General features: G+C 59.3%; 11 protein-coding genes and 2 pseudogenes. 6 read left to right on the top strand and 7 right to left on the bottom strand.

Annotated elements, in window-relative coordinates:
* Positions 1-141 precede the first annotated feature (141 nt).
* Positions 142-833: pseudogene (locus QZ964_RS19135) on the bottom strand (IS630 family transposase); the annotation flags it as partial.
* Between the two features lie 395 nt (positions 834-1228).
* Here QZ964_RS19135 and QZ964_RS19140 point away from each other — a divergent pair.
* Complete coding sequence (locus QZ964_RS19140; RefSeq protein WP_292533598.1) at positions 1229-1807, top strand: DALR anticodon-binding domain-containing protein; 579 nt, start codon at positions 1229-1231, stop codon at positions 1805-1807.
* A gap of 20 nt (positions 1808-1827) precedes the next feature.
* Here the strand turns inward: QZ964_RS19140 and QZ964_RS19145 are convergent, their stop codons facing one another.
* From QZ964_RS19145 to QZ964_RS19155, 3 genes are all read right to left on the bottom strand, one after another.
* Positions 1828-3090, bottom strand: coding sequence for a hypothetical protein (locus QZ964_RS19145; RefSeq protein WP_292533599.1), 1263 nt, complete (start codon positions 3088-3090; stop codon positions 1828-1830).
* Positions 3091-3232: 142 nt separating this feature from the next.
* The gene (locus tag QZ964_RS19150) at positions 3233-4183 is read right to left on the bottom strand and encodes a DUF6384 family protein (RefSeq protein ID WP_292533601.1); all 951 of its coding nucleotides are present in this window, start codon (positions 4181-4183) and stop codon (positions 3233-3235) included.
* Positions 4176-5354, bottom strand: a complete 1179-nt coding sequence (locus QZ964_RS19155) for a cell surface protein (protein WP_292533603.1) — start codon at positions 5352-5354, stop codon at positions 4176-4178. The genes QZ964_RS19150 and QZ964_RS19155 overlap by 8 nt, the downstream gene beginning before the upstream one ends.
* A gap of 825 nt (positions 5355-6179) precedes the next feature.
* Between QZ964_RS19155 and QZ964_RS19160 the strand changes: the two genes are divergently transcribed.
* The 5 genes from QZ964_RS19160 (at position 6180) to QZ964_RS19180 (ending at position 8729) form a co-directional block, all read left to right on the top strand.
* Positions 6180-6575, top strand: a complete 396-nt coding sequence (locus QZ964_RS19160; RefSeq protein ID WP_292533604.1) for a DUF3597 domain-containing protein — start codon at positions 6180-6182, stop codon at positions 6573-6575.
* Between the two features lie 105 nt (positions 6576-6680).
* Positions 6681-6977, top strand: coding sequence for a hypothetical protein (locus tag QZ964_RS19165; protein ID WP_292533606.1), 297 nt, complete (start codon positions 6681-6683; stop codon positions 6975-6977).
* A gap of 36 nt (positions 6978-7013) precedes the next feature.
* Positions 7014-7505, top strand: coding sequence for a hypothetical protein (locus tag QZ964_RS19170; RefSeq protein ID WP_292533607.1), 492 nt, complete (start codon positions 7014-7016; stop codon positions 7503-7505).
* A 288-nt stretch (positions 7506-7793) separates the two neighbouring features.
* On the top strand, positions 7794-8288 hold the full coding sequence (locus QZ964_RS19175) for a hypothetical protein (RefSeq protein ID WP_292533609.1): 495 nt from the start codon (positions 7794-7796) through the stop codon (positions 8286-8288).
* A gap of 225 nt (positions 8289-8513) precedes the next feature.
* Entirely contained in the window at positions 8514-8729 is a 216-nt protein-coding gene (locus QZ964_RS19180; protein ID WP_292533610.1) for a hypothetical protein, read from the top strand.
* 125 nt (positions 8730-8854) lie between these two features.
* On the opposite strand, the gene QZ964_RS19185 is transcribed toward QZ964_RS19180, so the two are convergent.
* The 3 genes and pseudogenes from QZ964_RS19185 to QZ964_RS19195 form a co-directional block, all read right to left on the bottom strand.
* Complete coding sequence (locus QZ964_RS19185) at positions 8855-9436, bottom strand: FecR domain-containing protein (RefSeq protein ID WP_292533611.1); 582 nt, start codon at positions 9434-9436, stop codon at positions 8855-8857.
* 41 nt (positions 9437-9477) lie between these two features.
* Positions 9478-10104: a carbonic anhydrase gene (locus QZ964_RS19190; protein ID WP_292533613.1), complete on the bottom strand. Its 627-nt coding sequence runs from the start codon at positions 10102-10104 to the stop codon at positions 9478-9480.
* Between the two features lie 611 nt (positions 10105-10715).
* Positions 10716-10854 (bottom strand): annotated as a pseudogene (locus QZ964_RS19195) (IS630 family transposase); the annotation flags it as partial.

The raw sequence follows: 10854 nt of genomic DNA on the forward strand, positions 1-10854 counted from the left end.
TAATGGATCCGATCCGCGAACTCCCATACGGGCCCGCGGCATGTGACTGCGCCGCATCAGAGGCCGGATACATGTCAGCACCTGACCATGCGCTGCGCAGCTTCGAAGATTCTTCTTGCACCGGCGGAGGCGTCCATACATGTCCATGACGACGATGTCGCCTTTGCGTAGCGTCGGAACGAGAACCTGATCGACATAGGCCTGGAACCAGAGGCCGTTGATCGGCCCGTCGAGGACAAAGGGCGCCGTTAAGCCCGTGCGGCGGAGACCGGCGACGAAGGTCGTCGTTTTCCAATGTCCATGCGGGACGCTGGCGCGCAGCCTCTCGCCCTTCGGGGCGCGCCCGCATTTGCGCGCCATGTTCGTCGTCGCCCAAGTCTCGTCGATGAAGACGAGTTTCTCGGGATCGAGGTCGAGCTGGCCATCGAACCAGTCTTCGCGTCGCTTTACGATGTCCGGCCGGTTCTGCTCGCTCGCGTGGGCGGTCTTTTTTTGAATGTCAGACCGCAGCGGTCGAGAAACGTCCACAGCGTCGCGCGACTGGCCTTGACGCCGCGCTCGGCGAGCAGCCGCTCCAAGAGCTCGCTGATGGTCAAATCCGGCGTCGCCTCGATTAGGCCCAGCAGATAGTCGCAATGCGGATCGAGCTTCGAGCGCTGCGGCTGTCCCTGCTTGCGCGCCGTGCGCTCGCCCGTCTGGCGGGCCCGCCGCACCCACACGATCGCCGTCGCGTCGCCGATCCCAAACCGCGCCGCCGCATGGCGCGCCGGCAGACCCGCCAAGGCGGCGTCAATCACGCGATCACGCAAATCCTGGCTGTAAGCCCGCGCCATTTTCGCCTCCATCGCTATCGCGAGGAAGGAATCATGCTCGGGCCGATTCGGGAATCCCAATCAGAATCGAAAAATCACGAACGCGCTCTAGCGTGAAAACGGCGCGGAAGTGCCGATTGCGCTCTCCGGGTGTCGAAGCCCATCGACTTATCGTAATATAGTGTAACAGTTGTGCTCATCATCGTCGGGCGCGGCCCGGCGGAGCCTCCGCAATATCCGGCTCGGTTGCGCGTGAGGTGGAGATCGCTCCTTCGCTTCACGTACAAGAGCGCCTGTTTGAATGGCATAACCGCCATCGCGGAACCAGCCAGATGTCCGCGACGGGCGCCAAGCGGACGATACAAGTGGACGTCGCGTCCGGCGCCCAAATGAACGCGCGACGCCGGCACCCCCTTATGATTGTCACTCCCGAACCTGTGATGCGCAATCGCGCCATCATAGAAGTGTCCAACATCTTCGCAACGTATGAGAAGGACCGCTTGCGTCGGCAGGCAACGTGGATACGATCTCCCGGTGTCACATATTCGTGCGGAGATTGTTCCATGTCTGAGTCGAAACGCGAAGCGTTCGATAAATTCTTCACTACTGACGCCGGCAAGGGGCTGCTTAGCGACTTCGGTCGTATCGTCGACGTCCTAAATGCGGAGCAGGAAAAGGACGGTCCTCGCGCCTACTCGCACCGCCACGCGCCAAATCTTCGCATCGAGCATCAGGAGCACAAGCTGGCTGCGGCCATTGCGCGGGCGCGCGAGGAAACCGCGGAGAAGCTGCAAAAAGAGGACTTCTCAGGCGTTTTGAGGTCTCTCGCGAAACTGCACGCGCCCCTGCAGGCCTTTTTCGAGCATGTGACCATAAATGTGGAGAACGCCCATCTACGGCTAAATCGCTTGCGTCTTCTGGCCGAAGCGCGGCGCGTCATGGCGAGCGTCGCCGATATTGAGAATATCTCCGCATGGGACGAGGGAGCGGCATAGCGCCATGCCGCTGTCGATCGTTAGAACGCCCCGCCGGTGCTGAAGTCGTCGTCCGAGGCGCGGCCCGGGGAAGGCATGGGCGACGGACCCGGCGGAAATATCGGCCCAAGGTCGACGTTCTCGCTCCAAGGGGGCGTCGGTGGCCGCTGATACCCTTGTTGCAAAACCTGACCAAGGACCGCGCCCCCCACCATGCCGTCGAGTATGCCGCCGAGCACGTCGTTGATGGTCGCTTCATTGCCGAATGTCGTTCCTGGGTAGTCGTAATGACGGCGACGGAACTCGGCATACGCTCCTTGGAGTTCGGCGCGCCTTGCGGCCAGTTCGCGGATCTGTTGTCGCGTCCGAGCGACCTCGCCATCAGCTTTGCCGATCGCCAGAGTGAGCTGATCGATCTTGACCACGATTGCCCGGTCTTCGTCCGTCGTCGTACGCGCGGCTTCGCGGTAGAGGGTCACGATTTCGTCGCGAGAATCATTTTCGGCCATCGACTTGATTGCCTGGTCGAAGGCCCCCTGATTATCCCGCCCGATCAGGGCGCCATAGGCCTCGTCAGCCGCTTCGAAGCGCGGGCTCGCCTCGCGAAAAGCCTGCTCGGCAGCATCAAGAGCCGCCTTGGCCTTGCGCGCTCTCTCTTCTAGAGGCCCGGCGCCAGCCGCCAGCAACTTTTCATGTCGCAACTCCGACAGGCGTTGCTTGGCTGCTTCGAACTCGGTACGGACACGACCGGCGTGTTCGCGCAGCCGATCCGGGATCTGATTCAGCATGAAATAATTGGCGCGCGCCTCACGGTAGCCGATCAACCTGGCGATAAGTTCGTCGAAGTAGCGGACGAAAAAGCCGAACTTGTATTCGGATGTGCCGAACTTGCGCCCCCACAGATACATGAACAGGCGGTCCTGCTCGTAGGGCGTCTTCTTGCGCTGGCGGTCCGACTCCGCCTGCGCCGCCTTCTTCTCGGCCTCTTCCAATATCTTGCCAATCTCCTCGACCCTTTCATTCAGCGTAGCGCAAACAGGATCAATGGCGATCTGCGGCGCGACTGCGTTTTCGAAGGCGCGCGATTCGGCGATTGCAGCGTCGTAGTCAGCCGCCTTCTGAGCTTTTTGTTCCTGGGCCTTTTGAAAGGAAACGAACGCCTCTTCGCGACGTTCCGCCGCCTCGGCGATTTCCCGGTCGATGCGATCAATAAGGTCTTTTGCCTGACGCTCGGCGGCGTCGAGGTCTTTGACGAGTTCACCGCCCTTGATCAGGCCGAATTTGAGTTGCGCCAGCGCGTGCAATTGCGTGAGCCGCTCCAGGCGCAGGCGCGCCGCCTCCTCGGAGGCCGAACGCAGGGCGGTGTCCAGCCGCATTTCATCGCTCCGAACCTTGGCGTAGGATTCCTCGATCGACTGCAGGGCCCTAAAGCCGGTGATCATCGCCTCACCATTCTGTAATAGCGCCGCCGAGGACGGGCATGACGTAGTCGATGTCGAGAGATCCACGCTTTTTTTGGCCCACCAAATTCTTCTCGATGATGCCGTCGTCCCGTTTGTCAGCGAGAACCCGTTGAAAAGCTTCGTTGTTTACGCGAATCCCCCATTTCTTGACGGTCGATGTCGCGCCGGTCTCTTCATTACGAATGGTCCTAGATAGAACGCGACCGTCGGACGCGACCGCCTCCACAATCAGATAGTCGTTGCGCGCCGTGGGATTGACCTTCGGCTTGCGCCAAACGCCGCTTGCTTCGCCCGGCCCGTTCACGATGCGCAAATCGAACTCGGCGCGTAGTTCGTTCAGAAGCGCCGTCATGTCGGCGCTCGTCTTGCGCGCGCCTTGGGCGTCACCGCGCTTTAGAGCCGCCTTGCCGTCGGCGAGGAGTCGCTCGGCCTGGCTTTTCGCGCTGTCGGATTTGGCTTCCGTGGAGATAGCCTCATAGCCGGCCTGAAGGGCGTTCGGCAAAACTTGCCCAATCTCCTCTCTCGCCCTTGTTTCCGCCAGTTCGCGCGGGCGTGTGATGGCGAAATAATGGATCAGGACGGCCGCCAACACGACTGCGACGATCCCCGCCGCGATCTTGCCGATCCGCCGCCGATCGATCCAAGCGAGCGCTAGCTTGCGCGCGAAGCTGGGCTTCGACGGCTCATAGGAAAAGCGCTTTTCCCTGAGCGCCTTGACGCCCTCTTCCAGCACGTGATCCGGAACCTCGATCCCCTGTCCCCTGTAAATCTGGCGCAACCGCTCAATCAGCGCCTCGTCGCTGTAGCCGAGAGAGAGCTCGCGCTCGACGAGACGCTGATCGTGGCGCAGCGTGTCGACGACGTCCATGGCCAGCATGAGGTCGTCAAGCGTTGGGGAAGCCGTTTGGGTCGGCGTTGTCGGCGTCTCAGTCATTGACGCCGAGAGTCTTGCCTTCCAGGATCAGCGCCTCGATGCGACGCCGGCCGTCCTCGACAGCGGCGCGAATCTCTTGAGAGTTTTGGGTCGAGAGTTTGCGCATCTCCTTGACGATGCCGTATGTCTTTTCCTGAAAGTTCGTAATTGAATCAACAAGCTTTCTTACAGCGTCGGATCGAATGGTCGGTCCGTAGCCCGCGCGGATCGCAGCTTCCTGAACCTTGTCCCCGAGTTCGGAAAGGATCTCGATGCTGCGGGAGACGCCTTCCTTCATCGTCTCAAGCGTCTGGGTCGATTCGTGCAACCCGACGAGGCCGGTGAAAGACGCCTTGAGCGCCGTCAGCACGGAGTCGTTGGTGGAGAAGAAGCTTACCGCCTGCGCGTAGACACGCTCCTTGGCGCTGGTCGTCTGATTCAAGCGCGCCATGATCACTTCGGAGGTGTTGTAGCTGATCGTCAGATTGTCGGAGAGGTCCTTGGCGATCTGATAGCGCTTGTCCTCATCCTGGAGGTTGCGCAAACGCTCGTCGCGGGCAAGCTCGAGTTTGGCGCGTTCGGCGAGATCTTCGCCTTTGTAATTGGCGAGGGTTTCCGCGGCCTTGCCCAGATCCGCTTTCGCCGCCTCCAAGCTTGCCTCAGCCTTTTTCAGCACTTCCAGCGCCAACACTTCTGACTGTTTCAATGCGCCGCGGAAATCGTGATAGGCGTCGAGGATCTTGCTCTCGCGCTCGATCTGATCCTTGGTCGATTTCGTTACGTCAAGATAAGTTTTGCGTATTCCATCGAAGCGGCCGGCGATGTCGCCGCGCGCAAGCTTCATCCAGATGTTGGCTACCCGCTCGAAAATATCGACCTTGCCATCACCTAATTGATCGACCAATTTCTTGGAATCGTCGCGTATCGAATTGAACGCCTCGGCGATTTCTTCGTATCGTTGGCCGATGTCCATGGCTTGCGTCTGGTCGCGCACCACTTCGTTGAAGATCTCTGTCTGTCCGAGCGTTCTGGAAATGACCGCGATCCGGTCTTTGTCGAGGTCCGAGATTTTTTCGAGCAAGGCGTTAATCGGCGCGAAATCGGGTCGCGGCGGATTAATCCCAAGCTCTCGCAGCGCCCCGGTCGCTTGATCAAGATATTGCATCGGCGTCAAGCTTTTCGCTCGTTCCATTACTTCCTCCCTACGTCTTCAAGCCATTGGCGGCGATACCGCTGTCCCGACGCTCAAAGACGGGCTAAAGCCAGATATTCCGCCCACAGCGTCCCGTCATTGTCGAAACCGCGACGGGATCCTCGGGTTTTACCTTGGATACGCCTGCATGATTGTTCTGACTGTGCATGCGGTCAATGAGGACGTCGCGTTTGAGGAATAGACGCGGCGCGCCAACACTAAGGCAGGCGCGCGACGAGCATCCAGGCGCCGAGAAAAATGATCAGGACGACGCACAGCGCGGAGAGGACGATGAGGATCGCTTTGTTGATTGGGTGCGGATCGTCTCTTCTCATGCGCGCTGATTCTCCGATGTCGCACGGTATCTTACCCAGATTCGCCGGATAGGCCCGGTTCGAGAGCAATTTCCCCGCATTTGCCGCCTTTGACAATGAGGGGGATCGCGGAGAGCGCCGCCGCGGCGCAGGATGGCGGACGAGCGGCTGGAGCCGTCGTTCTGACCAGGGAAACAGCGAAATTGTCTGTCATCCGGTCACGCCTTATGCCGTTGTTTGCTTCGAGTTCATGCGGCATCCAGCTTGCCGCCCGGCTGTTGGGCAGGCCGGCGTCGATCAGCTTTACCTAGCGTCAGGCGATAACAGCCCGAGATGCGCCTGCATGATCGTTATGACGTCAGTACTGAGCGACTGCTCTCAGGACGCGACTTTTTGTCTCACCGACCTATGTCCAAAACTCCAAGGCTTGACGCTCGGCTTTTTCGCCCGCAGCGTTCCGAACGGCTTCAACGGCCAGATTAGAGATGACTTATTTTTATGGGAGCAGTCTATGAGCGTCCTCGGAACAATCATGTCGAAGATATTGGGCAAAACTCCCGCTGCTTCCGCTGCGAGCGCGGCGGAAAGTCCCGCGCCATCAGAGACCAAGGCTGCAGTGAATGCGCCAGGGGCTTCGTCGATGCCGGGCGTCGATGTCGCCGCCGTGCTCGACGCCTTGAAGGATAAGGCGACTCAGCAACTCAACTGGAAAACCTCTATCGTCGACCTGATGAAACTTCTGTCCATGGACAGCAGTCTCACCGCCCGCAAGGAGTTGGCGAAGGAGCTGCATTTTGAAGGCGACACGGGCGACTCCGCCACTATGAACGTCTGGCTTCACAAGCAGATCATGAAGAAGCTCGCGGAGAACGGCGGGAAGCTGCCTGATGACTTGAAGCACGGTTGAGCAAGTATGTCTTCAAGAGGGAGGTTGTTCGTCTGAGTTTCTAGAAAGTCCTGCAGCCGAGCGGGAGATCCCGTCGGCCCGAAGCGAGGCACACAGGAGGAAAGCATGTCGGTTATTACGGATTTACTTGTTCAAGCGATTGGCGGCGCGCTTGGCGGCAACGCTGTTGGGCGCGCATCGAAGAATATGGATCTGGGCCCGATTGGGAACACGATCAGCGGCGCCCTTGGCGGCGGAATCGGCGGCCAAATCCTCGGATCGTTGATCCCCGCTCTCGCCGGCGCGGCGTCAAGCGGCGGGTTTGACATCGCCACCGCGCTTGGCCAGGCCGCGGGAGGCGGCATAACTGGCGCGATCGTGACGGCGGTCGTCGGCCTGATCAAGAAGCGACTGCTGGGATAGGTCCCAAGAAAAACAGACATCGCCAGGGAGGAAGCAATGGTCGCCAAGAATGATTTCACGCCGGCCGAGTGGAAGAAACTCGTGCAGGCACCGCTGCTTGCCGGCTTCGCCGTCACCGCCGCCGATCCGTCGAGCTTCGTCGGCACGCTGCAGGAGGCCTTCGCTAACGCCAAGCAGCTCGCCGAGGCGAAAAGCGGCGCGAGCGGCGAACTGGTGAAGGCGATCGCCGAGGAAATTCTCTCTTCCTCGGGCCGCACCGAGGCGCGCGAGGGGATCCGCAGCATCGTGCAGGGCGCCAAGCTCGACGAGATCAAGGGGCGGGCGCTGGAGGCGTTGAAGGAGACGGCGACCATCGTCAATCAAAAGGCGCCGGGCGAAGCCAAGATCTTCAACGGCTGGCTCACGCAAATCGCCAAGACGGTCGCTGAAGCGGGCACGGAAGGTGGCTTTCTTGGATTCGGCGGCGTGAAGGTTAGCGACGCCGAGAAGGCCACGCTCAGCGAAATTTCCCAGATCCTCGGCGCCTGACGCGCTGCGCAACCGCCGCCGGGTCAGGCGATCCCGGCGGCGTGACGCTTTCTTCAGCGAGGTCGACATGGCGGCCGATCGGACAACGGATGAAGCCGTCGCGGATTTTGTCGGCGGGGCCGTAGGGCGCGCCATCTCGACGCTTTCGCGCGAGGAATCACTGGCGCCTTTCGGCATTTTGCGCAGGAACGGGCTCCTCGGCGTCTCGGAAGACAACAAGAACTTCGTCGAAACCAAGGCCGTCGGAAAGATCGACCTCTCCGAGAGCGCAGGCGCGCTCTTCAGTGGATGGAGGACGAAGTCAAGTGGCGCAGCCGCGCGACGAAGGTCTCAGCGCTGTCTGACGAGGCGAAGGAAGCTGCGCGCGATGCTGGTCTCGACGACAACAGAAATGTCTCCCTAATTGTCCCCCGTAGCTCGGCGAACGTATGCCTGCTGCGAATAAAACTGATTTGCGAAGCGCAGGAAGCGCCGCCTTTTCTCATTATCAGCAAAAACGAAGTCGACACGTTCGGTCGAGGTCAAATAAAGCCGAACCATCCGACTATCTATTGCATCGATCCGAGAGAGGCTCCTTCCCAGGATTTTTCTGCGCCACAGAACGGGAAAACCGAGATGCGGAAATATCCGACGTGGGATGGAAAAACCATTTTCGTCGGCCCACAGCCCCAGCGCTTCCGCCAGAAGCCCTTGCAGTCCCAAAAGAGCCATGAGCCCGAGCGTCAGGCGCATTTGCGACGCCAGATTGAATTCTTCACAATTAATTTTGTCGCAATAAATTAAGCCCAGAACAACGGCTGTGCCGAATATGAACCACGAGACGCACCTTCTCCAAGACCGAATGACCATCGCAGCTCCCCCAAGCTGTAACTTGACTTATTCCAATGGAGTTAAAATTGCCTGAAGTTGGGGCGGCTGGCAATCAGGCTGTCACGGTAACCGCTTATAATCATGTGATTTTTTTGCTCGCCTCGCACGCGACACGCAGGATTTAAGAGGATCGGCGAAGTGCTGGCGGCTGAAGCGATGATCTTGAAGCACGACGGATTTGTCGTCGAGGTCGGCTATGAGGACGGCGACCAATTGATGCACTTCGCCGGCCGCGACATCGACGAATTGAAAGCCGCGCTCGCCGACACGATCGCCAACTACGGGGAATGGCGCCAGGAGCGTGGAGTCGAGCCACAGGAGGCGATTCGGAACCAACCGCGGCGGCCGAGATGAAAAACCCGCAAGGCCGCCACAAAGCGCAAAACCTCAGCACGACTGGAACCCGCCTAACGAGCCTTTGCGATCTTCTGCGCGATAGCCTTGGCTGCCGGTCAGGCGGCCCATTCGGCTCTGGAGAACTACCCTCGAACTCCGATCGTCGCAATCGGCGTGCGCATTTGATAGGATCGCCGGTCTGAGCCACCGCTTGTAAAGCGCAATGCTCCCCTGGCGACGCCGAAGCTCGCTTTCCTAAAATCCGACGGCCCCGAATAGACGAAATTGTCGAGGGTCACGCTTGAGTTTGGACCGACGCTCAGATTGGTGTCGTCCTTCAGCACGATCTTCGCCAGAGAATCGGCAACGGTCGTCACGATCTCCCTGCCGAAGACGTCCTCTCCCTGGTTAATGTTCACGACTTGCATCTGAACTTTGCCGGTTACCCTATTGCGAACATGGGAGGCGACACCGACCTGTTCCCCCGCGTCAGATGACGTCGCCATAAGCAGAGGCGCGAGCGCGGCGATGAAGGCTGCACGCGCAAAGTTTTTCAAAGGTCTGGCGCGAGACTGACTGGCGTATGAATGAGTCGTCATTTCGTTATCCTCCGGCGCTTGGCTATTTTCTGTAGCATGAACGATCTTGAGGATGTGCGCGGGAGTACCCGCTAGCTTTCCCAACAATCGAGCGTGACGCACTACGACGAGAAGATCAGCGAGCAAGCCTGGGGCGTCTTTGCGTTTTGGGAAAGAGCTGCAAGCGCTTAACGCCGATAACCTAAGTCGCTCTCGCGCCCATCCACCAAAACCTCAATCTTCCCCGTCTCCACTCGATAAAGCCAGCCGTGAATTCTAGGCAATGGACTTTTATCGTGCATGTTCTTGATCATTGCCAAGCTGCGCAGATGCTTGATCTGCAATTTGACATTTTCTGCGGTCAGCAATTCCAGCTTTTGTTCTCGATTAAGATTTCTTTCTGCGGCGATCCTGTCGACAGTCTCCTTTGCCCCCGACGCGATGCAGAGCCAATCCGCAATGTAATTCTCATGCACACCATCCTCGATCGCGGCAATGCCGCCGCAGCGTGTATGGCCGCAGACGATGATGTCCTCAATTTTGAGATGCACCACGCCATATTCGATAATAGAGGCGACATTCACATCGTTAAAGGCGACAATGTTCGCGACATTTCTATGCACGAACATGGTACCCGGCCGCGAGCCGGTAATTACGTCCTCGCTGACGCGCGAGTCGGAACAGCCGATCCATAGAACCTTGGGCGATTGGCGCTTAGCGAGCACTTGGTAATACGCCGCATGACGATGGAATTCTTCGGCTACGAACTGGTCATTGCCACCGAGCAGATGATCGACGGTCGACTTCTCTTTCATAGAGTTCGGACCTCTTGATAGCGTTAGACGTGGCCCACTATGACAGAAATGCCTGCCCGGACGTGCTGCTTTCCGCGCTCGCCGAATCGCGTTGGCAAAGGCGTCACGTGAAAAAAACGCGCCGGGCGTGAACCGCGGGCAAGAAGCAAGACATGACTGCCCGCCGCTCCGAGGACGGATAAAGGTAGGCTCAGGCTTACCTAAGAGCGCGTCGGAAAGTGCACGGCCCGCCATTGGTCAGAATAGCTCCACAGAGCGCGCAAAGCTCGCGCCGCTACCCTCGGACAGCTTGAGCCCCACAAACGTGAGCTGGCGGGCTGCGGCCATCGCGATTGCAGACGAGCGCGGTCGGGCGAGCTAATGCGCGCATCACGTCCAGAGCGCCAACCTTCCAACCTCACGCCGTTGACGAGGATCGGACCGCGCTAGGCCTTGAGCGCCGGCAACTGGGGCAGATCATTGGCGTGGCGCTCACCCAGGAAGCGCGGCGGCGATGGCAGCTATCGTTCGCGGGCACCGGCATCGTTGCGGCGCTGATATTGTTCCCGCTGATCGCCGCCATTGCGCCAGGTGGCACCTACTAGTAGAGCGTTTCTTTGGATCGACTCATATCATGCCGCGATGTCGATCTTGTAAGTCCAGGTATGAACGACAGGCTCACGGTTAACGTCGTCGATTGCCTCAATGATTCGATCCTTCAACTCCTGTTTGGACGCGACGCGGATATGGCGAAGTGCCGATCGCGCGAGC

Origin of the sequence: Methylocystis sp. (assembly GCF_021731785.1) — a bacterium.
Taxonomy (GTDB): domain Bacteria; phylum Pseudomonadota; class Alphaproteobacteria; order Rhizobiales; family Beijerinckiaceae; genus Methylocystis.

Bases quoted from the DNA above. Each gene is read 5' to 3' on its own strand.
- QZ964_RS19140 (WP_292533598.1), top strand. From the start codon at position 1,229: ATGATTGTCACTCCCGAACCTGTGATGCGCAATCGCGCCATCATAGAA.
- QZ964_RS19150 (WP_292533601.1), bottom strand. From the start codon at position 4,183: ATGACTGAGACGCCGACAACGCCGACCCAAACGGCTTCCCCAACGCTT.
- QZ964_RS19155 (WP_292533603.1), bottom strand. From the start codon at position 5,354: ATGGAACGAGCGAAAAGCTTGACGCCGATGCAATATCTTGATCAAGCG.
- QZ964_RS19160 (WP_292533604.1), top strand. From the start codon at position 6,180: ATGAGCGTCCTCGGAACAATCATGTCGAAGATATTGGGCAAAACTCCC.
- QZ964_RS19165 (WP_292533606.1), top strand. From the start codon at position 6,681: ATGTCGGTTATTACGGATTTACTTGTTCAAGCGATTGGCGGCGCGCTT.
- QZ964_RS19170 (WP_292533607.1), top strand. From the start codon at position 7,014: ATGGTCGCCAAGAATGATTTCACGCCGGCCGAGTGGAAGAAACTCGTG.
- QZ964_RS19175 (WP_292533609.1), top strand. From the start codon at position 7,794: ATGGAGGACGAAGTCAAGTGGCGCAGCCGCGCGACGAAGGTCTCAGCG.
- QZ964_RS19190 (WP_292533613.1), bottom strand. From the start codon at position 10,104: ATGAAAGAGAAGTCGACCGTCGATCATCTGCTCGGTGGCAATGACCAG.